20 protein-coding genes and 1 riboswitch are annotated in these 24,646 nt (G+C 36.5%); of the genes, 2 read left to right on the top strand and 18 right to left on the bottom strand.

Annotated elements, in window-relative coordinates; translation table 11 throughout:
- Positions 1-115: 115 nt before the first annotated feature.
- The 5 genes from KKI44_RS16805 to folE form a co-directional block, all read right to left on the bottom strand.
- Complete coding sequence (locus KKI44_RS16805; RefSeq protein WP_214588393.1) at positions 116-1,282, bottom strand: T9SS type A sorting domain-containing protein; 1,167 nt, start codon at positions 1,280-1,282, stop codon at positions 116-118.
- A 356-nt stretch (positions 1,283-1,638) separates the two neighbouring features.
- Positions 1,639-3,105: a cysteine--tRNA ligase gene (cysS, locus tag KKI44_RS16800; RefSeq protein WP_214588392.1), complete on the bottom strand. Its 1,467-nt coding sequence runs from the start codon at positions 3,103-3,105 to the stop codon at positions 1,639-1,641.
- A 151-nt stretch (positions 3,106-3,256) separates the two neighbouring features.
- Positions 3,257-3,676, bottom strand: a complete 420-nt coding sequence (locus tag KKI44_RS16795) for a hypothetical protein (RefSeq protein ID WP_250902205.1) — start codon at positions 3,674-3,676, stop codon at positions 3,257-3,259.
- 50 nt (positions 3,677-3,726) lie between these two features.
- The gene (locus KKI44_RS22735) at positions 3,727-3,876 is read right to left on the bottom strand and encodes a hypothetical protein (RefSeq protein WP_250902085.1); all 150 of its coding nucleotides are present in this window, start codon (positions 3,874-3,876) and stop codon (positions 3,727-3,729) included.
- A 44-nt stretch (positions 3,877-3,920) separates the two neighbouring features.
- Complete coding sequence (gene folE / locus KKI44_RS16790; RefSeq protein WP_076395046.1) at positions 3,921-4,586, bottom strand: GTP cyclohydrolase I FolE; 666 nt, start codon at positions 4,584-4,586, stop codon at positions 3,921-3,923.
- Between the two features lie 97 nt (positions 4,587-4,683).
- Here folE and KKI44_RS16785 point away from each other — a divergent pair, with 97 nt between their 5' ends.
- Positions 4,684-5,838 (top strand): hypothetical protein, encoded by a 1,155-nt coding sequence (locus KKI44_RS16785; RefSeq protein ID WP_214588391.1) that lies wholly within the window; start codon positions 4,684-4,686, stop codon positions 5,836-5,838.
- A 90-nt stretch (positions 5,839-5,928) separates the two neighbouring features.
- On the opposite strand, the gene metF is transcribed toward KKI44_RS16785, so the two are convergent.
- The 8 genes from metF to KKI44_RS16745 form a co-directional block, all read right to left on the bottom strand.
- Positions 5,929-6,888, bottom strand: coding sequence for a methylenetetrahydrofolate reductase [NAD(P)H] (gene metF / locus KKI44_RS16780; RefSeq protein ID WP_076395042.1), 960 nt, complete (start codon positions 6,886-6,888; stop codon positions 5,929-5,931).
- A complete protein-coding gene (locus KKI44_RS16775; protein ID WP_214588390.1) occupies positions 6,888-7,886 on the bottom strand; it encodes a T9SS type A sorting domain-containing protein in 999 nt (332 codons plus the stop codon). The genes metF and KKI44_RS16775 overlap by 1 nt, the downstream gene beginning before the upstream one ends.
- A gap of 59 nt (positions 7,887-7,945) precedes the next feature.
- The gene (gene metH / locus KKI44_RS16770) at positions 7,946-10,606 is read right to left on the bottom strand and encodes a methionine synthase (protein WP_214588389.1); all 2,661 of its coding nucleotides are present in this window, start codon (positions 10,604-10,606) and stop codon (positions 7,946-7,948) included.
- A gap of 4 nt (positions 10,607-10,610) precedes the next feature.
- Complete coding sequence (locus KKI44_RS16765) at positions 10,611-11,702, bottom strand: fatty acid desaturase family protein (protein WP_214588388.1); 1,092 nt, start codon at positions 11,700-11,702, stop codon at positions 10,611-10,613.
- A gap of 83 nt (positions 11,703-11,785) precedes the next feature.
- Complete coding sequence (locus KKI44_RS16760) at positions 11,786-12,796, bottom strand: homocysteine S-methyltransferase family protein (RefSeq protein WP_214588387.1); 1,011 nt, start codon at positions 12,794-12,796, stop codon at positions 11,786-11,788.
- A gap of 90 nt (positions 12,797-12,886) precedes the next feature.
- Positions 12,887-14,053: an O-succinylhomoserine sulfhydrylase gene (locus KKI44_RS16755; RefSeq protein WP_214588386.1), complete on the bottom strand. Its 1,167-nt coding sequence runs from the start codon at positions 14,051-14,053 to the stop codon at positions 12,887-12,889.
- Positions 14,054-14,223: 170 nt separating this feature from the next.
- The gene (locus KKI44_RS16750) at positions 14,224-15,768 is read right to left on the bottom strand and encodes an ACT domain-containing protein (protein ID WP_214588385.1); all 1,545 of its coding nucleotides are present in this window, start codon (positions 15,766-15,768) and stop codon (positions 14,224-14,226) included.
- Positions 15,761-16,708, bottom strand: a complete 948-nt coding sequence (locus tag KKI44_RS16745) for an alpha/beta fold hydrolase (RefSeq protein WP_214588384.1) — start codon at positions 16,706-16,708, stop codon at positions 15,761-15,763. The genes KKI44_RS16750 and KKI44_RS16745 overlap by 8 nt, the downstream gene beginning before the upstream one ends.
- A gap of 56 nt (positions 16,709-16,764) precedes the next feature.
- Positions 16,765-16,872: riboswitch (SAM riboswitch) on the bottom strand.
- Between the two features lie 188 nt (positions 16,873-17,060).
- On the opposite strand from KKI44_RS16745, the gene KKI44_RS16740 reads away from it, so the two are divergent.
- Positions 17,061-19,676, top strand: coding sequence for an MGH1-like glycoside hydrolase domain-containing protein (locus KKI44_RS16740; protein WP_214588383.1), 2,616 nt, complete (start codon positions 17,061-17,063; stop codon positions 19,674-19,676).
- Positions 19,677-19,756: 80 nt separating this feature from the next.
- Here the strand turns inward: KKI44_RS16740 and KKI44_RS16735 are convergent, their stop codons facing one another.
- The 5 genes from KKI44_RS16735 to KKI44_RS16715 form a co-directional block, all read right to left on the bottom strand.
- A complete protein-coding gene (locus KKI44_RS16735) occupies positions 19,757-20,182 on the bottom strand; it encodes an OsmC family protein (protein WP_214588382.1) in 426 nt (141 codons plus the stop codon).
- An 8-nt stretch (positions 20,183-20,190) separates the two neighbouring features.
- The gene (locus tag KKI44_RS16730; protein ID WP_214588381.1) at positions 20,191-20,907 is read right to left on the bottom strand and encodes a phosphodiester glycosidase family protein; all 717 of its coding nucleotides are present in this window, start codon (positions 20,905-20,907) and stop codon (positions 20,191-20,193) included.
- Between the two features lie 67 nt (positions 20,908-20,974).
- Positions 20,975-22,297 (bottom strand): DUF58 domain-containing protein, encoded by a 1,323-nt coding sequence (locus KKI44_RS16725; protein WP_214588380.1) that lies wholly within the window; start codon positions 22,295-22,297, stop codon positions 20,975-20,977.
- Between the two features lie 59 nt (positions 22,298-22,356).
- On the bottom strand, positions 22,357-23,388 hold the full coding sequence (locus KKI44_RS16720) for an AAA family ATPase (protein WP_214588379.1): 1,032 nt from the start codon (positions 23,386-23,388) through the stop codon (positions 22,357-22,359).
- Positions 23,389-23,478: 90 nt separating this feature from the next.
- Positions 23,479-24,636: a hypothetical protein gene (locus tag KKI44_RS16715; RefSeq protein ID WP_214588378.1), complete on the bottom strand. Its 1,158-nt coding sequence runs from the start codon at positions 24,634-24,636 to the stop codon at positions 23,479-23,481.
- Positions 24,637-24,646 lie beyond the last annotated feature (10 nt).

Genomic DNA, 24,646 nt, shown 5'->3' with positions numbered 1-24,646 from the left:
TTATAAAAATACATTATAATCCTGAAAAATAAAACTTATTGAATATCAAATATTCATTAAAAAAACCTTTTCAAAATGTCTGAAAAGGTTTCTAAGCTTTATACAAAGTTAAAGATTATTCTGTAACTAAGATTTTCTTGTTTAATAATACTTTTCCGGATTCGTCGGTAATGTTTACCAGATAAGCTCCGCTGATTAGATTTTTAAGATAAACCTGTTGATTTAATAAACCGTCTTTTACAGATAAATTCTGCTTCATTACATTTTTTCCTGAGAGATCGAAAACATTCAGTTTAATATTTCCTTTTACAGCTTTATCATTTACATTGATGTTAATGTACTTTTCATCCACTCTTGTCGGATAAATATCCAGACTGGCAAAAGCATTATTGGAAATGGCTTTATCGTTCGCAAAATATTTACTTGCCAAATCATAAATATGCAGATTCTGCTCTCCTCCAAGCGGTTTTGCCTGTAAAGTAGCTAGATCCACTTCGTAGAGAGGAGCTCCTTTTGCACTTGCAATCACCACTTTCCCTTTTGAATTTACAGCAGATCCGTTTACCGAATAATTTTCAGGAATTCCTGCAATTTTACCCATGAATTTTGCTTTCATTTCTTTAGGTGAAACCTTGAAAACATTTCCCGAAGCTGAAAAAACATAGAAATTATTTTCTGCATCGGCAATTATATCTCCACCGAAACCCGTTTCAATGGTGGTAAAAGAATTTTTTCCGTTGGAACCGTCATCTTTGATGATTCCCAAGTCGTTAACCACATATTGATTTCCTTTTCTGCTGATCTGCAAAAATTGTGTCCCGGAATTGTTGATCGCGTAAATATTTCCGTCGTAGCCTGTCGTCATTCTCGTTACATGAGAATTGATGTCACATGAAGTAACTCTTGCCACACTGTTTTCCACCAATGTAATTTCCTTTGTTTTGGCATTTAAAACATAAATATTGGAAGAAAACATTGGCATATAGATCAGATTATTGTTGTAAGAATCATAAGCCAGCGTTGCCATATTTACAGCCTGTGCGTTATTGTAGGTATTTTTATCCTCGGTTACAGCGCCGTTTCTACTTTGTGAAAAAACTCTTGCAGAAGAATCTGCATTAAAAATCTGTTCTCCGGAAGTTCCGCTAGTTCCGTCGATGGCACGGAAATCATTGAAAACAATACTCTGAGTATCTTTCCCGACCAAAGCAAAAAAATCCTGCTGCGCCGAAGCGTTTGCGCCCATCAACAACAGGAATAAAGGGAATAAATGTTTTTTCATAGTCTATTCATTTAAATTTTTAATCATTTTATTATGACTAAGTTACGTAATTTTTGGATTGGATTATAATTTTTTTAGGTTGAGATTAAGGTTTAGGCTAAGCTTTGAAGATAGATTTCTCCTTCATCAAAATTCATAATTTTTAGATTCACAATGTATTTGTCATTCCGACGAAGGAAGAATCTTAAGCAGAATTATACATTAGAGATTCTTGATTACGCTTCGCTTCATTCAGAATGACAGCAGCGCACAAAAAAACTCTCGCAGATTTTGCGGATTTGGCAGATGAATGTGTTTAAAAATCTGCGTAATCTGTAAAATCTGCGAGAGATATATTAAAAGCTCTAAATTTTATTTTAATTCAAAACATAAGAAGTTCCGTCTCTTCCGTCTTTCAGTTCGATACCTTCTGCAAGAAGCTTATCGCGAATCTGATCGGAAAGTTCGAAATTTTTTGATTTTCTTGCCTGATTTCTCAACTCGATTAAAACTTTCAAGGTCTGATCCAATTTTTCGTTGTTATTTTCCTCAATCGTCTGAAGTCCCAAAACGTCGAAAACCAAAGCATTTAAAGTAGATTTTAGATCATCTAAATCTTTCGTTGAAACAGTTTCCTTTCCATCATTTAAAGCAAATATATATTTTACCGCTTCAAATAAGTGGGCAATTAAAACCGGAGAATTGAAATCGTCCGTTAATGCATCATAGGCTTTATTTTTCCACTCTTCAAGACTGAAACCGGATTGTTTTTCATCATTGGGAGTGACGCTATTCAGTACTTTAATGGCTTCCATCAATCTCGTGTATCCTTTTTCACTCGCAATCATGGCATCATTTGAAATGTCTAAAACACTTCTGTAATGTGCCTGCAAAAAGCAGAAACGAACGATGGAAGGATGGAAAGGTTTTTCGAAGAAATCGTTTTCTCCTGTCACCAACTGCATCGGCAAAATATAATTTCCGGTGGATTTGCTCATACGCTGAGAATTCATCGTCAACATATTGGCGTGCATCCAGTAATTTACAGGAGAAGCATCATTGCACGCTTTTCCCTGTGCAATTTCACATTCATGGTGTGGGAATTTCAGATCCATTCCGCCTCCGTGAATATCGAAAGTTTCTCCCAAATATTTTGTACTCATTGCAGTACATTCCAGATGCCATCCCGGAAAACCTTCTCCCCAAGGCGAATTCCATCTCATGATATGTGCCGGAGAAGCTTTTTTCCACAATGCGAAATCCTGCGGATTTTTCTTTTCACCCTGTCCGTCGAGATCACGCGTATTGGCAAAAAGTTCTTCTATATTTCTTTTTGAAAGTTCACCATAATTCAAGCCTCTACTGTTGTATTCCAAGACATCGAAATACACAGAACCGTTGCTTTCGTAAGCAAATCCTCTTTCAATTAATTTTTGAGTCAGCTCAATCTGTTCCACGATATGACCGGTTGCAGTCGGTTCAATATTCGGAGGAAGCAAATTAAACATATCCAACACTTTATGAAAATCGACGGTGTATTTCTGTACGATTTCCATTGGTTCAAGCTTTTCAAGACGAGTCTGTTTAACGAATCTGTCGTTATTCACGTCTCCGTCGTCGGTAAGGTGACCTGCATCGGTAATGTTTCTTACGTATCGAACTTTATAGCCCAAATGCATCAAACTTCTGTAGATAAAATCGAAAGAAAGGAAGGTTCTTACATTTCCCAAGTGTACATTGCTGTAAACGGTCGGTCCACAAACGTACATTCCTACATTTCCTTCCAAAATCGGTTTGAATATTTCTTTTTCTCCCGCAAGCGAGTTGTATATTTTTAGTTGCATTTTTTTAATTTGATTTAATGATTTTAAATTTAGTTTAAAGTTTTATTGATTAAAAGATTTTCATCTTTTAAAAGCAGCAGTTACAGCAACAACAAATAATGGTTGTTACAAATATCTTGTATGAAACTTTTTTAAATTTTATCATTATAATTTACTTCCAGAAAATTTCAGGTTTAATATAAAAAACGGTATCAATAAAATATAACACTCCTTTTTGTGTAATGACATTTTCGTCATGGAGATCTTCCAGAATAATTCCTAAGGAAGAGTTATAATAATCATTGTTTCTTATATTTTCAAATCCATTATTACCAAGAAAACTTTTAACTTCTCTGAGATCAGTTAACTGATCTAATTTAACAAATCTTTGTTTAACAACTGCATATAAACTGTCTGAATTCAAATAAAATCCAATTAATTCATATGCTGTATCCGGAAAAAAATAATTATTTAAAAGAAGATTATGAAAGTAATCCAGCCATGATTCATAGTAAATAGAATCATTCAGCTTTAAAACAAAACTATCATCTTTCAAATATACTTTTTGTTCCGCTCCTTCTGATACAAACAGATTAAAATCTATCGTATTATACCAAAAGTTATTAAAATTAATCCAATCGATTAACTATAATGTTTCTTTTCTTTTGAAATACTTTTCTTTTGAAGCCAGCCTGCCTGTTTCTTGGCTTCTTCTAAGGTAACCGGCGATTGTTTGGATAGTATTTCCATACTTAACTTCGCTCTTTCCTGAAAGGATATATTGGAGTTCATATTTAATATCATTTAACATTGTTAAAAATAGTACAATTTTTCATTTAATCCAATTTCGCATGGCTTCCCACATAGTGCAGGAACTCCTGTCTTGTGATAGGATTGGTTCTGAAAATACCGCTTAATTCTGCGGTAATGGTAGAACTTGCGGTATCTTTTATTCCTCTGCAGTTAACGCAAAGGTGTTTTGCATCAATGATACAGGCGACATCTTTTGTTCCTAAAGCTTCTTTTAAAGCGTTTACAATCTGCATCGTCAGCCTTTCCTGAACCTGCGGCCTTTTTGCATAATAATCCACAATCCTGTTAATTTTTGAAAGACCTATAACTTCTCCGTTCGAAATGTAAGCAACGTGTGCTCTTCCGATAATCGGCAGGAAGTGATGTTCACAGAACGAATAAACGGTGATATCTTTTTCCACCAACATTTGGCGGTATTTGTATTTATTTGAGAATGTGGAAATTCCCGGTTTGTTTTCTGGAAGAAGTCCTCCGAAAATTTCATTTACGTACATTTTAGCAACACGTTTCGGAGAGTCTTTCAGAGAATCGTCGGTCATGTCTAAACCCAGCGTTTCCATGATCTCCCCAAACAGTTCGGTAATTTTTTCTATTTTTTCTTCCGGTGATTTATCAAAAGCATCTTCCCTTATAGGCGTATGTTCTTTTCCTGTGAAAATATCATCGTCGTTATCCGTAAAATCAACCATTTTTATTTAATTTGCACAAAAATACGGATAAAATCTGTTCGTCATATTTAATTTGGGCGAAAAACATTATCTTTCGCGCCTACTATCATTTTACATCATGATTATTGCTGAAGAAGTACAAAACGAATCCCAGAGGAAGGAATTTTTAGAATTTCCGGCAAGGCTTTATCGAAAAGACAAAAACTATATAAGACCCAGAAATATTGATATTGAAGATGTTTTTAATCCTCAGAAAAACAGGTTTTTTAAAAACGGGGAATGCGCAAGATTTTTGTTTAAAAATAAAGAAAATAAAACCGTAGGCAAAGTTGCGGTTTTTATCAACGAAAGCTATCAGCAAAAACAGCCAACCGGCGGAATCGGATTTTTCGACTGTGTAAACGATCAGGAAACTGCAAATTTTATTTTTGATCACTGCAAAAGCTGGCTCCAGGAAAGGGGAATGGAAGCAATGGACGGACCGATTAATTTCGGGGAGCGTGACAAATTCTGGGGATTGGTAATTGAAGGTTTTATCGAACCTTTGTACGGAATGAATTATAATTTCCCTTATTACAAAGATCTTTTTGAAAACTACGGGTTTAAAATTTATTTTGAACAGCTTTGTTTTTCAAGACCTATTTTTGCCGAAGTTTCGAGACTTTTTACGGTAATGCACGCCAAACACAGTAAAAATCCTGATCTTTCCGCAAAACCCATGACGAAAAATAATCTGGAAAAATTTGCCAAAGATTTTACTGAAATTTATAATAAAGCGTGGGCTGCACACGGCGAAGGAAAATGTATGCAGGAATCTAAAGTTCTGAAAATGTTCAAAACCATGAAACCGATCATCAATGAACATATTTCATGGTTTGTTTATGAAAATGAAAAACCGATTGCGATGTGGATGAATCTTCCGGATACGAATCAGTGGTTTAAATATCTGAATGGGAAATTCGGGATCTGGGAAAAGCTGAAGTTTCTCTGGATCAAACAGTTTAAGAAGAACGAAAAAATGGTTGGTCTGGTTTTCGGTGTTGTTCCGGAATGGCAAAAGAAAGGTCTTGAAGGCTACATGATCTGGGAAGGAACACAGCATTTGAGAAAACATACGGATTTTAAAGTGACAGAAATGCAGTGGATTGGGGATTTTAATCCTAAGATGATTAAGATTGCAGAAAATCTTGATACTACAGTCACCCGAAAATTAGCGACATACCGTTATCTTTTTGACAGGAATAAAGAGTTTGAAAGACATCCTGTTTTATGATTTATAGGGTTTTCGGCGGCTTCGCCGCCGAAAACCCTATAAAAAAGTTCTGCATTCTGCAGAACTCTCAAATATTCATTTTTCACTTTATTAGAATAGCGCTCCGGCTACTTTTTTAATATTATCACTTTTCCCCATCGAATAAAAATGCAGAACAGGAACTCCGAATTCCAGCAGTTCTCTGCACTGTGCGATTGCCCATTCGATTCCGATTTGTTTTACGGCTTCGTTATTTTTGGCATTTTCGACTTCATTTATTAAATCTTCCGGAAGATCAATTTTAAAAACCTGAGGCAAAATCTTTAAATGCTTTTTCGTGGCAATTGGTTTAATTCCCGGGATAATAGGAACCGTGATTCCCATTTCTCTGGCTTTCTGAACGAATTCAATGAATTTTTTATTATCGAAAAACATTTGGGTCACGATATAATCTGCTCCTGCATCTACTTTTTGTTTCAGCCATTTCAGATCATAATTCATTGAAGGTGCTTCCATGTGCTTTTCGGGATAACCGGCAACGCCGATGCAGAACTTATTATGCTCATCACAAATTTCATCCTGATTATGCAGATATTTTCCTCTTCCCAGATCGTTAATCTGGTGAACCAATTCCATTGCACTTCCGTGACCACCCTGAGTTGGCTCAAAATACTGATGTCCTTTCATCGCATCGCCTCTGAGAGCCATTACGTTATCAATTCCGAGATACATACAATCCACCAGAAGATATTCTGTTTCTTCTTTTGTAAAACCTCCGCAAAGCAGATGCGGAACGGTATCTACATTGTATTTATGTTGAATGGAAGCACAGATTCCCAACGTTCCGGGACGCATTCGGGTAATTCTGCGTTCCATTAATCCGTTTCCTTTGTCGATGTAAATATATTCTTCTCGTGAAGTCGTAACGTCGATGAATGGCGGTTTAAATTCCATCAAAGGGTCAATATTTTTATACAGATCTTCGATTCCGATTCCTTTTTGTGGCGGAACAACTTCAAGAGAAAATAAGGTTTTTCCGTTTGCGTTTTTTATATGGTCTGTGATTTTCATTATCTGACTTTTAGAAATTTTAAAGTTTTTTCATGTTTTTCTAAAATTTTAAGAAAGTATTCCCCTTCTTTTAGATTAGAGATATCTATTTCAGATTTCATTTTTAGGTTATTCATTATTTTTTTTCCTGAAATATCATAAATATCAATATTATAATCTGAAATACCATCCGGAGATTTAATTTTAAGGATATTATTTTTTATAGGATTTTCAATAATACGAAACTCATTTTCACTCCTTTTGTTATCATTAATCGCTAAAGTCTGTAAATTTTTCAGGTCATTCCAATTCATACAAATTTTAGGCTGAGATATATAAGCCTTAAATCCATTATAAGTTGCATTATTTTGTGTTAAATAAATTTTGTTTATTGCTAATGAAGAATTAACATCACTTCCTGAGTAATTTGTATAATGAGGAAGCGGTTCATTTAAGCTTACATCCGGATTAATAAACAATGAAATATTATCATCTGATAAACTTGCGGAATTTTGTGAGTATTTAAAAACCAATAAATAGGTTTGATTAAAATTAAGAACCGTAGGAGCCACTTCTGTATCCATTTTTCCAAATCTTATTTGATATCCGTTTCCAGTTCCGGAAGTCATTATTCTAAATACAAGATTATTTCCTGAATGTAATTGAACAAAATCCAATGATGTAATTTGATCTGTTATAATTGCACTTTGCACGTTTAATAAGAAGGCAAAATAGTAGTTTGCTTCTGTAGTAGTTGTGTTATTTGCAAATATTTGTAATGGCGTATTTAGATTAGGAACATAATGTAATGCCTTATTTGTAGTCCCATAATTCAAATAACTCATTGGAAAGTTTTCCACCTGCATATGATTATTGTATGTACTTAAATACGGTACTTCACTCCATCCATATTGTCCTAACAAACTTTGTCCGGCTTGGTAATTTGAAATATCTGCTGAATAAATAATTTGTGCTCTAACAAGATTAGTAAGCATCATTAGAAATAATATTTTTTTCATCTTTTTTTTATCAATTTATGTATTATCATTTTTTTGTCTTTAATTATATGATAGAAAAATTAATCTGCTAAATTAGGATTCAACCACTTTCTCGCTTCCTGCAAAGAAATTCCTTTTCTTACGGAGTAATCTTTCAGCTGATCTTCTGCGATTTTCCCCAATCCGAAATATTTGGCGTGCGGACTTCCGAAATAATATCCGGAAACTGAAGCAGTCGGGAACATTGCTAAACTTTCCGTCAGGTAAACACCGATATTTTCTTCCACTTTTAGTAAATCCCAGATTGCGTGTTTTTCCAAGTGATCCGGACACGCAGGATAACCCGGAGCGGGACGAATTCCTTTATACTTTTCAGCAATCAATTCTTCATTGGTTAAATTTTCCTGATTGGCATAGCCCCAATATTCTGTTCTCACTTTTTTATGTAAAAATTCTGCGTAGGCTTCTGCAAAACGGTCTGCCAAAGCTTTTACCATGATGGCGTTGTAGTCGTCATTTGCTTTTTCGTATTCCTGTGCCAGTTCATCTGTTCCGAAACCAGTTGTTACACAGAAAGCTCCCATATAATCGGTTTTTCCTGAACTTTCAGGGGCAATAAAATCGCTTAACGCCAGATAATCTTTCCCTTTTGAACGTTGAGCCTGCTGTCTCAAAGTAATGAACTTCGTTTTCTGATTGTTGTTTTCATCAAAAATTAAAATATCATCCGTTTCGTTGGAATTGGCTTTGAAAATTCCGAAAATAGCTTTTGCCGTTAATAACTTTTCATCCAAAATTCTTTTTAAGATCACCTGAGCATCTTTGAACAATTCTTTTGCCTGAGCTCCTACAATCTCATCTTCTAAAATTTGCGGATATTTGCCATGAAGATCCCAGCTTCTGAAAAACGGCGACCAGTCGATGAAAGGCAATAATTCTCTCAGATCCTGATTTTCAACAACGGTAATTCCTAACTGATTGGGTGTAAAAATTTCTTCATTTTCCCAGTCGATTTTAAACTTATTCTCTCTGGCTTCTTCAATAGAAACGTAGTCTTTTTCCACCTGTCTGTTCAGGAACTTTTCACGGAATTCAGAATATTCACTTTTCAGATCATCAACATATTCTTTATTTCGGTCGCCCAATAATGAACTTACCACGTTTACCGCTCTGGAAGCATCATTGACGTGAACTACTGCGTTTTTATATTTTAAATCGATTTTTACAGCAGTATGCGCTTTTGATGTCGTTGCACCACCGATCAGCAAAGGGAAATTTAAATTCTGTCTTTCCAGTTCCTGTGCGATGTATACCATTTCATCCAGACTTGGTGTAATTAACCCACTAAGTCCGATCACATCGACTTTCTCTTCAATCGCGGTCTGAATAATTTTTTCAGCCGGAACCATTACGCCAAGATCTACAATTTCGTAGTTGTTACAGCCTAACACAACGCTTACTATATTTTTTCCGATATCATGAACATCTCCTTTTACCGTTGCCATCAAAATTTTTCCATTGGCTGGTTTTGTTCCGTCTTTTTCTGCTTCGATGAACGGCTGTAAATAAGCCACCGCTTTTTTCATCACTCTCGCCGATTTTACAACCTGTGGCAAGAACATTTTTCCGCTTCCGAACAGATCTCCGACAACGCCCATTCCGGTCATTAAATTAATTTCAATCACATGAAGCGGTTTTTCTGCCTGTAATCTTGCTTCTTCCACATCTTCCTCGATAAAACGGTCGATTCCTTTTACCAAAGCATGGGTGATTCTTTCCTGCAAAGGATGATTTCTCCATTCTAAATCTTCAAACTTTTCTTTCTTAACGGATTTATGTTTTTCAGAATAATCAAGAAGTCTTTCTGTAGCATCTTCTCTTTTATCGAGAATCACATCTTCAACAAGCTCCAGAAGTTCTTTATTGATTTCATCATAAACTTCCAGCATCGCAGGATTTACAATTCCCATGTTCATTCCTGCCTGAATCGCATGATACAGGAAAACCGAGTGCATCGCTTCTCTTACCGTATCATTTCCACGGAACGAGAACGAAACATTGGAAACTCCTCCACTTACGGATGCATACGGAAGATTCTGACGAACCCATCTTGTTGCTTCAATAAAATCGATGGCATTTCTGCGGTGTTCATCCATTCCTGTTGCCACAGGGAAAATATTTAAGTCGAAAATAATATCTTCGGCAGGGAAATTTAAACGATTCACTAAAATATCATAGGAACGTTTTGATATTTCGATTCTGCGTTCGTAGGTATCGGCTTGTCCCACCTCATCAAAAGCCATGACGATCACAGCGGCTCCGTATCTTTTGATGGCTTTTGCCTGTTTGATGAATTCTTCTTCACCTCCTTTTAAGCTGATGGAATTAACCACACATTTTCCCTGTGCAACCTGCAATCCTGCTTCCAGAATTTCCCATTTTGAAGAATCGATCATCAGAGGAATTCTTGCGATGTCCGGTTCTGAGGCAATCAGGTTTAAAAATTTAATCATGGAAGCCTTTCCGTCGATCAGTCCATCGTCAAAATTAACGTCGAGAATCTGCGCACCGCCTTCAACCTGATGCCGTGCAATATCGAGCGCTTCCCCGAACTTTTCTTCTTTTATTAATCTTAAAAATTTCTTTGAACCGGCAACATTGGTTCTTTCTCCAACGTTGATAAAGTTGCTTTCCGGTGTAATAATCAAAGGCTCAAGCCCCGATAATCTTAAATATTTCATCAATTTATTCTTCTAAAATAAAATATGCATTATTGGCATTTTGCTTCAGCAAATCGATATGTTTGCCCAAAGCGGTAAAAATCGGAAACCGTTTATAACCCAGATTGTGTTCTTTGGCAAACTGTTCGATTTCTTCTGTAATTTCATTATAATAAGCATAACTGTAATTCGGAAAAAGATGGTGGGCAACGTGAAAGTTGAAATTCCCCAAAATATTCCGCACAAACCAGTTATTTTCTTTTAAATCGTTGGTGACTTCAAACTGATGATGAAGCCAACTGTAAGGAAGTCCGTTTTTCTCATCCAGTTTCGGGAAGGCATTATCGGGAAGCGGATGTAATGGCAACAGGACAAAAAGGGCAAAAATACTCGCCGCAATTACCTGTAAAAACCATGCTTCCAAAGCCAAGCCTAAAGAGACTTTAAAAAACAGAACGGGAACGGCAATCTGATAGAAAAAATAAAACAGTTTATACGCCACCATTTTAATTTTTTCTTTTACCGGAATCGCTCCCTGCGTTTTCAGGATCACTCTTTCATTATCGAAAAAATCTCTGAAATCGCGGATAAACATCCAGTTGAACAGATATAAAGGATAAACCAGAAAGAAAAAGCGGTGCTGGTATTTCTGAATTCCTTTTGCTTTGATCCATGGAATAATTAGTAAAAGTCCGCTCTGCTCAATGTCTGTGTCCCAACCGTCTACATTCGGATATGCGTGATGGCTTGAGATGTGTCTTTTCTTCCAGATGTAGGAATTGGCTCCCACAAAATCGAAAATCTGTAAAACCAGACTGTTCAGTCTTTTACTTTTAAAAATATTATTGTGAGCAGCTTCGTGAATTAAATTCAGATAAATTAAAACCAGAGAAAGCCCCATCAGAATGAAACTCAGGATATAAACTCCAGACTGATCTGCATTTAAAAGTGCAAAGACATATAAACCAAAATAGACCAAAGGCAGAATAACCGCTTTGATCTGAATGTAAATGTCCCTGTTTTCGGGAATGGCTTCTACTCTTTGGTTCACTTTTTTTCTGAGTTCATTAAATAATCTGGCATCCTGCGGATCTTTAAAGTAAGTAGGTTTTTCCATTATATTTAATTTTGTGTGATAATTAAAGATAATATTAAAAACTGTTCCTTTTTTTCCTGATTTAATTAAAAAATTCTATTATTTCAGACCAATTCTTTCAATTTTCTTGGCGGATATTGCGAAACCAGATCTGCAATTGCCTTGATATGTTCCGGCGTTGTTCCGCAGCAGCCTCCGATAATATTGATTAATCCTTTTTCCACGTATTCTTTAATCTGTCCTGCCATATCTTCTGGAGTTTCATCATACTTCCCGAAAGCATTTGGTAAACCCGCATTCGGATAAGCTGAGACAGCAAATTCTGAATTATGAGCCAGTGTTTCCAGATAAGGCGTTAATTGGTTTGCTCCCAAAGCGCAGTTAAATCCTACACTTAAAAGATTTAAATGGGATACTGAGATCAAAAATGCTTCCGCAGTCTGTCCGCTCAATGTTCTTCCTGAAGCATCAGTAATGGTTCCTGAAACCATGATCGGAATTTTGATATTTCTTTCGTCCTGAAGTTCATCAATAGCGAAAAGGGCTGCTTTTGCATTCAATGTATCGAAAATGGTTTCTACCAAAAGAATATCTGATCCTCCGTCTAATAAGGCTTCGCACTGTTGTTTGTAAGCAACTCTTAATTCTTCAAATGTGATTGCTCTATAACCCGGATCGTTTACATCCGGACTTAAACTCGCCGTTCTGTTCGTTGGTCCGATAGAACCTGCCACAAATCTTGGTTTATCCGGATTTTTCGCGGTGTACTCGTCGCAGGCTTTTCTTGCAATTTTTGCAGATTCGTAATTCAGTTCGTAAACGAGATCTTCCATGTGATAATCTGCCATGGCAATGGTTGTTCCTGAAAATGTATTGGTCTCGATAATGTCTGCTCCCGCTTCAAGATATTTTTTGTGAACTTCTTCTATTGCTTGAGGCTGCGTTAAAGACAACAAATCATTGTTTCCTTTTACCGGATGTTCCCAGTTTTTGAAACGTTCGCCACGGTAATCTTCTTCTTCGAATTTATACCGCTGAAGCATGGTTCCCATCGCTCCGTCGAGAATTAAAATTCTTTCGGATAATGCTTTGTATAGTTGTTCTGAATTTTTCATTTATTATTTATTTCGTCGTGAATCAATTCGCTGATATTTTCCCATAGGTTTTACCTACGGCTATTGTTATTGAACCCTTCGGGTTCGTTGTTAATCCAACGCCTGTTTTAAATCTGCAACGATATCTTCCACATTTTCCAGACCTACCGAACAACGAACCAGACCGGCTGTAATTCCGACTTCGTTTCTTTCTTCATCGGATAGTTTAGAGTGTGTTGTAGAAGCAGGATGCGTTACAATGGTTCTGGTATCTCCCAAATTAGCGGAAAGGGAACACATTTTTATTTTATCTAAAAAGTTTCTTCCGCCTTCAATTCCGCCTTTGATTTCGAAGGCAACGATGTTTCCGCCTAATTTCATCTGCTTTTTCGCAATTTCGTAGCTTGGATGAGATTTTAAGAACGGATATTTTACCAGTTCTACATTTGGATGATTTTCAAGAAACTCAGCTACTTTTAAAGCGTTCTCGCAATGTTTTTCTACACGAATGGCTAAAGTTTCCAAACTTTTTGACAAAACCCAAGCGTTGAAAGGCGACATTGCAGGTCCTGTATTTCTGGCGAAAAGATAGATTTCACGAATTAAATCTTCTCTTCCGACTGCAACTCCGCCCAAAACACGACCTTGCCCGTCAATTAATTTGGTTGCGGAATGCACCACGATGTCTGCTCCGTATTTTATTGGCTGTTGCAGATAAGGTGTTGCAAAGCAATTATCCACAATGAAAATTAAGTTGTATTTCTTCGCAATCTGTCCGAAAAATTCTAAATCCAAAACTTCAATCGCAGGATTGGTCGGTGTTTCCAGATATAAAATTTTTGTATTGGGCTGAATATATTTTTCTACATTTTCTGCATCTTCTGCTTTGAAATAGGTTGTTTCGATATTCCATTTCGGGAAATATTTTGTGAACAAAGTATGCGTAGATCCGAAAACGGACTGACAGCTTACAATATGATCTCCGGCATTTAACAAAGTCGCAAATGTGGAGTAAATCGCTGCCATTCCTGTTGCAAAAGCATACCCTGTTTCTGCGCCTTCCATTTTGGCAATTTTATCGGTAAATTCTGTTACGTTCGGATTGGAAAAACGGCTGTATAAATTTTTTGGTTTTTCTTCCGCAAAGCTCGCTCTCATGTCTTCCGCATCCTGAAAAATAAAGCTGGATGTGAGATACAAAGGGGTTGAATGCTCATCAAACTGGGTTCTTTCAGTCTGGGTTCTTATGGCAAAGGTTTCAAAATTTTCGTTTTCCATTTCTATATTTTCCGTAGGTTTTATTTACGGTTGTTTTTTATTATTTCATGACATAGGTTTTACCTACGGCTACTAATGTTGAACCCTTCGGGCTTAAACGCTGTTTTATTTCGTTCCATAGGTTCTACCTACGGCTATTAATATTGAACCCTTCGGGTTCCTAGGTTCTTTTATTTTGTTTCACTTACTCTTAAAATGTCTCCGAAAACGCCTCTTGCTGTGACAATTGCTCCGGCTCCGGCTCCCATGATAACGATTGGATTTTCTCCGTAACTTTCGGTGTAGATTTCGAAGATAGAATCTGAGCCTTTCAGTTGTCCTAAAGCGGAAGTTGCCGGAACGGAAATTAACTTCACATCCAATTCTCCTTTTTCTTTCTGCAAATCTCCGTGAAGATCTCCCACATATCTTAAAACGTGTCCTTCTTCCTGATTTTCTTTGATTTTCTGATATTCCGCATCTAATTCGTCCAGTCTTGAAAGGAATTCTGATTTGGAAACAGAAAGCAGACTTTCCGGAACAAGATTCTGAATTTTAATATCTTCAAATTCGTTGATTAGGTCTAATTCTCTAGCTAAAATCAATAATTTTCTTGCCACATCGTTTCCTGACAGGTCTTCTCTCGGATCGGGTTCTGTATATCCTTTTTCCAACGCTTCATTGATGATAGTGGAAAAATTATCGTCTCTCAAAGAAAAATTATTGAAAACATAGCTTAATGTTCCTGAGAAAACGCCTTTAATTCTGGTAATATTTTCTCCTGAAAGGTGTAGAAGCTTAATGGTATCGATCAATGGTAAACCCGCTCCCACATTGGTTTCATAGAGATAGCGTCTGTTGTTTTTATTCAACGTATATCTTAGTTGACGGTATTCTGAAATGGGAAGGGTGTTGAAAATTTTGTTGGAAGAAACGAGATCGAAGCCGTTTTCCGCCAATGTGTGGTAATTTTTTACGAAGTCTTTGCTTGCTGTGTTATCCACAACGATTAAATTTTCAAGCTGATTTTCTTTGGAGAAATTAATCAGTTCCTGAACATCGGAAGGTTTTTCTGCCGTTAAAACCTCATCATTCCAATTGCTGTCGAATCCTTTTTTGTTGAATGCTATTTTCCTGGAATTGGCAACTGCAACTACTTTCAGATCTATTTTTTTTCGTCTTTTAATTTCTTCCGAAGATTCCAAAACCTGCTGTATTAAGGTTTTCCCTACGTTTCCGTGACCGATAATTGCCAGATGAACGGTTTTCGGTTTTTTAGAAATTTCAGATTCGATGATATTTTTTGCTTTTTCGTCCTGTGAAGATGTCACAACGATATTTACCCGTTTTTCGGCTGCAATCTGGTTCAAAAGCAATGGGAAAACATTATTTCTCGCGAGTTCCGCTAAAACTTTGTTGAAGTCTTCTGCAACAAATCCTAACACCGACACATTATTGATGCTGTAAATCTGGGAAACTTTTCCTGATTTTCTTTCTGGTTCAAATTCGTCAATCAGACAATTGACTGCTTTTTCGGAATCGTTTTCATGAACTAAAATGGAGATTCCGTTTTCAATTGCCTGCTGGGAAATTACTCCCACACTGATTCGCGCCAAAGTAAGCGCTTTAAAAATTCGTCCGTCAATCCCGATTTCACCTAAGAAATCTTCTCCTTCAAATTTGATGATGGATCTGTTTTTTAAAAATTTTATTTCTTTAGCATTAATCTTACTCATTTTTCAAAATATTTTTAATGATCGTATTTAATTGTTTATATTCCATTAAGAAGGCATCGTGCCCATGAACTGAGGTGATCTCGTGATAGAAAACATCTTTGTTTTTCTCTTTCAGCTTTTCAAAACACATTCGGATTTCTGAAGCGGGGAAAAATAAATCTGTATCTACAGAGATCATGTGCATTCGCGCCTGAATTTTATCTAAATATTCTTCATTGGCATTGATGTTCATCAGCAAATGATTCATAAGTTTATATGATTTTAAACTAAACCTTTCGTTTAAAGCTTTTCCGTGATAAATAAGCCAGTCTTCCGACTCTAATCTTTGCTTTTCCTGATTATATCTGTTTTGAAATCTGTTATTTAATGATTCAGGAGTTCTGTAACATAACATCGCATGAATTCTTGCTTTTTGCAATGGTTCATCGTTTTGGTTTAATAAAAATTTCTGAACCAGACATTGTGCATGCAGCCAGTCGTGGGTTTTAAAATCGCAGGCTACAGGGATGAAAATTTCGGTAAGATGAGGCTGTTTTACCAGCATTTCCCAGCCGATTCCGCCTCCTAAAGAACCTCCAATAATGGCGTGTAAACTTGTGATATTTAAAATTTCAAGACCTTTTAAAAAGATATTTGCAATATCCGAAGGCGTAAAATCTTCATATTCATCAATAAAAAAATCATCAAATCCGTTTCCGGGAATATTGAAACACAGAACGGTATATTGGTTGGTATCGATTACCTGATGTTCTCCAATCAGTTGTTTCCACCATCCTTTTTCTCCTGAAACATTGGAATTTCCGGTTAACGCATGGTTTACCAAAATAATCGGGGCAGAAAACAGGTCTTTCCCGAAAAGCTGGTAGCTCAAAGGGATATTGTATTCCTTCCTGGAATCTGTACGGTACGAAAAGTTAATATGTCTTAGTTCTGTTTTCAATTCTATTATTTAATACAATTGAAAATGCCACAGGAAATGGCTGAAAGAACTTCAGTGAGTTATCTGTCCAAAATAATTCTGGTAGAACGTAGCACCTTCATTGCCTGCGCAAAGGGTTGCTAAGGTTTCACAGGGTCTAATCCCTCAACCTTTCTTGATAACATTTTCAATATTTGAATGATCGAATGGTGCAAAGATAAAACTTTTCTTTTAAATATTTATAAAAATTTAACTTAATATGATAAACCCCGATAAACAGAAGGCTTTCAGGGAAATATTAATAATAATTCAAATTTAATGAGTTGGAATTTTTTCGTAAAAAAGCTAACTTCGTAATGAAAAATGATGAAATATGATTGCTGAAAAACAAAGATTACAAGACACAAACTGGAAAAACTGGGGACCTTACGTGAGTAATCGGCAATGGGGAAATGTACGTGAAGACTACAGCCCGAACGGCGACGCATGGAATTTCGCCAACCACAATACTGCAGAAAGCTATGCCTACCGCTGGGGAGAAGAAGGAATAGCCGGAATTTCTGATGCAAAGCAACTCTTCTGTTTTGCGCTCTCCTTTTGGAACAAGAAGGATAAAATGGTGAAAGAACGCTTCTTTGGTTTGAGCAATCCGCAGGGAAATCATGGAGAAGACATTAAAGAACTCTTTTACTATCTGGATAATACACCTACGCACAGTTATATGAAAATGGTGTACAAATATCCGATTAATGAATTTCCTTATAATGATCTTCTTTCCGAGAATGCGAAAAGAAGTAAGAAGGAACCCGAATACGAGATTTTCGATACCGGTATTTTCGATAAGGATGAATATTTTGATATTTTCATTGAATATGCAAAGGCTGAACATAATGATATTTTAGTGAGGGTAACTGTCTGCAACAGGAGTAATAAAGATGCTCCGATTATAGTTGCTCCCATGGTATGGTTCAGAAATAACTGGAAATGGGGCTATAATACCTATAAAGGGCAAATCAATGCTTCTCACGAAGGCTGCATCAATGTAAATCATGACAGTATTTCGGTTAAAAAGTTTTATTCAAGAAATATTCTGGCGGAAAGTGTTTTCTGTGATAATGAAACCAACAGTCCGAAATTATACGGAACGCCTTATCCGGGAAATTCTTTTTACAAAGACGGAATCAACGATTACATTACATACGGGAGCAATACCGTAAATCCTGAAAAGAGAGGAACCAAAGCCTCTTTTTTAATTGATGAAGTTATTGAGGCAGGACAATCGAAAACATTTGATTTCAGATTATCTCCTAATGAACTGGATAATCCGTTTTATGATTTTGATGAGATCTTTAGAAACAGAATTTCTGAAGCGGATGAATTTTATGATGAAATACAGAATGATGTAACCAGTGATGATGAAAAAAATGTGCAAAGACAGGCTTTTGCCGGACTATTGTGGAACAAGCAGTTTTATCACTATAATGTCGGCAAATGGCTGAAAGGCGATCCGAATTTTGAAGCTCCGAGAAACTTCAACCATTATGTCCGAAATACAGAGTGGAATCATATGCACAATAAAGACATCATTTCGATGCCTGATAAATGGGAATATCCTTGGTATGCGACATGGGATCTTGCCTTCCATTGTGTTCCGTTTGCCATTATTGATGCTGAATTTGCGAAAGGACAGCTTCTTTTATTAACTAAAGAATGGTATATGCATCCGAACGGACAGCTTCCTGCTTATGAATGGAACCTGAGTGATGTAAACCCGCCCGTTCATGCGTGGTCATGTTTCCGTGTATTTAAAATTGATGAAAAACAAAACGGAAAACCGGATCTTTTATTTTTGGAAAAGGTTTTTCAGAAATTACTATTGAATTTCACATGGTGGGTAAACCGAAAAGATAAAAATGGAAAAAATATTTTCGGAGGCGGTTTTCTAGGGCTTGATAACATCGGGGCTTTTGACCGGAATATGGTGTTAAAAGACGGACAGCATCTGGAGCAGGCGGACGGAACTAGCTGGATGGCAATGTACGCTCTGAATATGATGCGAATTGCCATGGAACTCGCACAATATTATCAGGTGTATGAAGATATGGCGATTAAATTCTTTGAGCATTATCTCTATATTGCCGAAGCCATGGAAAATCTGGGGGAAGGAACAAAAGGGCTATGGAATGAAGAAGACGGCTTTTTCTATGATGTGCTTCAGCTTGGGAACGGCGACAGTGTTTCCCTGAAACTGAGAAGTATTGTGGGATTGATTCCTATGTTTGCTGTGGAAATTATCGATCATCATCTGTTGGATAAAATGCCCAACTTTACCACAAGAATGGATTGGATTCTGAAAAACAAACCTGAACTTACGAAACTTGTTTCGCACTGGGAAGAAGAAGGCCATGGGAGAAAGCACCTGATGAGTATTCTGAGGAAAAACCGTCTGACAAAAGTTTTGACCAGAATGCTTGATGAGAAAGAATTTTTAAGCCAATACGGAATCCGTGCAATGTCGAAAGTATATGAGGATAATCCTTTTAAATTTTCTGTTCATGGCACCGAAAATATTGTGTATTATACTCCTGCAGAAAGCGACAGCAGAATGTTCGGGGGAAACAGCAACTGGCGTGGTCCGATCTGGTTTCCGATCAATTTTCTGATTGTTGAAAGTTTACAGAGATTCCATTTCTACTACGGAAACAGCATGAAAGTAGAATTGCCTACGGGAAGCGGTGATAAGAAAAATCTTGATGAGGTCGCTCACGATATCAGTAACAGACTTTGTTCTATCTTTCTAAAAGACGAGAATGGAGAACGTGCTTTCAACGGAGGAAATGCGAAGTTTAATTATGATGAAAATTTTAAAGATTACATTACCTTTTTCGAATATTTTCACGGAGACAACGGACGCGGCGTAGGAGCGTCTCACCAGACAGGATGGACTGCTACGGTTGCAAAGCTTTTGAAGCCAAGACTATTGATGTAATGGAGGTTTGATAATAAATTTAAAAGAGGCTGCCCAAACTTTTAGGACAGCCTCTCTTTTTTTATTGAACTTAGCTCAATCTAATCTTTTACACTTTCGCCATTTACAAAAACCTCATACCCTATTTCCACATTCGGTTCCAGTGTTTTGGAAACCGAGCAGTATTTCTCGAAAGACAACTGGGCTGCTTTCTGCGCTTTTTTAGGATCAATATGTCCTTCCAGAAGAAATTTAACTTTTATCGATTTGAAAGGTTTTGCATCATCTACTGGAATTCTTTCGCCTTCTACTTCTGCTTTAAAATCAGTGATTTCCTGTCTCTGTTTTTTCAGAATAGAAACAACGTCTATTCCGCTGCATCCCGCAACTGCCATCAGAACACTTTCCATCGGAGAAACGCCTTTTGCGCCGGGTTGTGTTGTATTATCCAAAAGAATTGAATTTCCCTGAGAATTGGTACATTCAAATAAAAAATCGTCGTTGATTCGGTTAAGTGATATTTTCATTTTTAAATTTATTTTTTAGATGTGGTAACCCCGATCATGACTCCGAAGTTTCCGTCTTCCTGCGTCCATTGCTGTTCGGGGCAATAGGTTCTGGAAACGAAGCCATCAAGATACAAAGCTTTTGTACAGCCTGATTCTTTAAATACGGAAGCAAAATTATAAAAATTAACCTCTTTTTTAGACATTATTAAAACTATATTTCCATCATTTAGAATTCCGACTCCATTTCTGATGTTGATATTTTTTGAATCTTTTTTAAATATTGGATTTATCTCTCCGTCAATCAGCAATATCGGTCCGGATTGTGTTGCGTATTTTATTTCAGGATTGTTCCTAAAAGCTTTTGTTTCAACAATTTCAGCTTCATTATTTTTTGTGAGATAAAATATTCCGTTAGGAGGGAGATAAAAATTTCCTTTGCCAGATAAAGTATCTGTTTTATTCAGGATTTTAAAATTTTCAATATACAATCCTTTGGGAAAGTTATTGGGTTCAAACATTCCGCCGTTCATGGCAAATATTAATTCTTTATTTTCCTGCTCTGTTTTATTCTTTAAATGAGCAATGCTTTTAAGAATTGTTCCGTTATCATCTTTCCAGTAAAAAGCGACATTTTGTATTTTAGAATTTACTTTAAAAATGACAAAATCATCCTCTTGTTTTATTTTCTTGTCGCAGGATAAAAAACAACAGATACATACTATGAACAATGCAATTTTTCTCATTTATAAATTTGCTTAAATCATTTGTAAATTTTGCGGTTCATTTTAAAATGAGATCCTTATTTAAAAATTACAAAATCCCTCTCGCTTTAATTTCCAGATATTTATTGATGACATCAATATTCAGATTTTCCGGTAAAGTGTACACTGTGTAAATTCCGTATTTGCGGAGTTCCTGAATGATCAGTTTCTTTTCAAACTCAAATTTTTCGGCGATGATTTCGTCGTATACTTCCTGCATACTTTCAGGATTTTTATGAATCAACGTCTGCAATTCTGAATTTTTGAAAAAAACCACGACGAGTAAATGGTTTTTAGCAATTCCGCGAAGATATTTTAACTGACGGTTTAAGCCATCCAACGTTTCAAAATTTGTAAATAAAAGAATCAAACTTCTCTGATTCAGCGAATATTTTACATCCTGATACAACCTGTTAAAATCACTCTCAAAGAAATCGGTTTTGATGTTATAAAGCGCTTCCGAAATTTTTCTAAGCTGTCCCGATTTATTTTCTGCCGCAATTTTATTTTCAGTTTTTTTCGAAAAAGTCATCATTCCGGCGCGGTCGCCTTTTTTCAGAATGATGTGGGATAAAGCCATTGTTGCATTAATTGAATAATCCAAAAGACTCAGTCCTTTGAAAGGCATCTTCATCGTACGTCCTTTATCAATCAGCATAAAAATACGTTGTGATTTTTCGTCCTGAAACTGATTAACCATCAATCGGTTTGTTTTGGAAGTGGCTTTCCAGTTGATCGTTCTGATGTCATCTCCCGGAACATATTCTTTAATCTGTTCAAACTCCATCGTATGTCCCAGTTTTCGGATTTTCTTGATTCCGCCCAACAGAAATTCACTCTGCAAAGCCATCAGTTCATATTTTCTTAGATGAATAAATGACGGATAAGCCGGTAAATTGGCATCTTTCTGAAAATTAAACCGTTTTGCGACAAAACCTAAAGGAGAAGAAACGTACACATTTAAACTGCCGAAATTGTACTCTCCTCTTTCCTTTGGCTCCAGAATATATTGAAAAAATATATTTCTTCCCGGTTCTATCTGTTTTTCGATTAAAAAATCTCTCTTCTGAAACTGAAACGGAATTTCGTCAATTACTTTGACATTGATTTTGAAAGCATAGTTGTTTTTAATATCAACTTTTACGGGATTTTCATCACCATTGGATAATTTTTCTGGCAAAATTCTTTGCGCGGAAATTCCTTCTTTCCTGTTGAAAACAAAAAGATAATCCACCATTGCCGCCAAAAAAACCAGAAGCAAAACGATGTGCGCTACCCACATGAGTAACGGAAAGAAAAAAGCGAGAACATACAGAATCCCCACTCCGATGAGCGTGAAGAAAAAGCGTGTATTGAGGTATAAGTTTTTCATGAACAATATTCAGCAGGATATTAGCTGAAAGCCATCAACTTTCAACTAACAACCAATTTCTATCTCGGAATCTCTATTCCCTCTAAAATCTGTCTGATAATTTCGTCTGCGGTAAGGCCTTCCATTTCTCTTTCCGGCGATACGATGACTCTGTGTCTCAGAACGGCATAACTGGCTTCTTTAATGTCTTCCGGCGTTACGAAATCTCGTCCTCTTAAAGCTGCAAATGCTTTTGATGCGGTTAACAAAGCCAGACTCGCTCTCGGAGAAGCTCCTAAATATAGAAACTGGTTTTCTCTGGTGTTGATGATAATTTTAGCGATGTACTCCATCAACTGAGATTCAACAATGATCTCTTTTACCAGATGCTGATAATTTTTCAGTTGCTGTGCAGTAATCAATTCGTTAACAACCTCTGTTTTATCCTCCTGCTTGCTTTCGTGCTGATTTCTGATAATGGCAATTTCCTGCTCCAAATTCGGATAACCCACATTTATTTTAAACAGAAAACGGTCAAGCTGGGCTTCCGGAAGTCTGTATGTTCCTTCATGCTCAATCGGGTTCTGGGTTGCCACCACAAGGAAAGGTTCTTCCATCGGATAGCGGGTTCCGTCCATCGTGATCTGCCTTTCTTCCATCACTTCAAACAAAGCTGCCTGAGTTTTTGCCGGAGATCGGTTGATCTCGTCAATCAGGATGAAATTAGAAAAAATAGGTCCTTTTTTAAATTCAAATTCAGAATTTTTTACGCTGAAAACAGAGGTTCCCAAAATATCGGAAGGCATGAGATCGGGTGTAAACTGAATTCTGCTGAATCCTACATCAATGGTTTTTGCCAGTAATTTTGCCGTGATGGTTTTGGCAACGCCGGGAACACCTTCAATAAGAACGTGACCGTTCGAAAGAAGTGCCGCCAAAAGATGTTCCACCATGTTTTCCTGACCAACGATTACTTTTGCAATTTCGGCTTTTACTTTTTCAAGACTTGTACGAAGCTCGATCATATCGATTCTCGACTGAAACTGATCTTCTTTTTTATCTAAGCTGATAGAAAATTCGTTTTCTATATTTGGGTTTTCAAAGTTTTCCATATCCTATAATTTATCAATAGAACAGTGTATCCAATTACCAAGTACCTTGAGAATTACAACACTGTTGTATTTTCAGATTGTTACATTTTTTTAAATAATTTCATCCAAAATTTTATTCATTCTCACAAGATCTTCCTTCATTACGTGCGCATAAGGATCCTGTCCTTTTTTAATCAGCCCAATGGCTTCATCAATCATTTCCGTTGGTTTTCCGGTTTTCAGATGGAGTTTTTTTGCAAATTCTTCATCTAATTTCTGGGTATCGATAAGGAGATCCATTCTTACTTTGTTCAGGAAATACTGTGCTTTTTTCGACATCATGTCATGAAAATCGCCTTCCTGAAGATAAAGATTTCCGATACTTTTCACAAAATCCATCGAGTTATTTTTCAGCGGTTCCACAATAGGGACAATGCGCTGCTTTCTTTTGGCATTAAAGAAAATAAACAAAGCCAGACCGCCCAGAAGAACCCACCACGCGTACTTTAAAGCTGGGTTTGAAAGGATAAACCTCAGCAGAAACTGCGAAGATTTCGAATTGCTTTCCAGAAACAACAATGTTTCTTTATCATCCAGATAAGAAAAAACGTCCTGTGCATATTTTACATTTCCGGGTTTCAGAAGATAGTAATTGGTAATAAAAAGCGGTTCGCAATGAACGTAAAAATAACCTTCCCCGAATTTTACTTTAATAAAATTTGCCTGATCGTCATTATTTTTTTCTACCGTTTTTCCCAAGACTTCAGATCCCGGTTTAATGAAAGTAAAACCTCTTCCGGATGGAAATTTATCCAGTTTAATGAAATCGTTCTGGTATTTCGTGTCGGTAAGTTTTAAAACATTTTCGTCCCGAAAAGAAATCATAGAATCATAATAACCGATGCTGTCGGAAATTTCTTTCGGCATTTCGCTGATAATCAACATCGCGTTGGAACCTTTGGAAACTTCTTCCAGAATCTTATTCCACGATTCTGTATCTACTTCATGCTCAATGACAAGGATATTATGACTGCCTTTTTCTTTATTCTGTGTATAATAATCGTAAGGAGTCTGATCTATTTTTTTAACTTTATTCTTAAAAAGATCTTTGATCTCGTTATTAAAAACATACAATCCGAACGGTGATTTCTGGTAAGTCTTGAAATTCTTCCTCCAATCCGTACTTTCTGTTTTGTTGACTTCAAACAACGCCAGAATAATCATCACCACGACGAAGATTACAGCATATATTTTGAAAGTTTTGTTCATGATAACAATT

The organism is Chryseobacterium sp. ZHDP1 (assembly GCF_018603435.1).
Classification (GTDB): Bacteria; Bacteroidota; Bacteroidia; order Flavobacteriales; family Weeksellaceae; genus Chryseobacterium; species Chryseobacterium indicum.
Note: the sequence above shows the minus strand (reverse complement) of the source record. Positions and strands in the feature narration are given on the sequence as shown.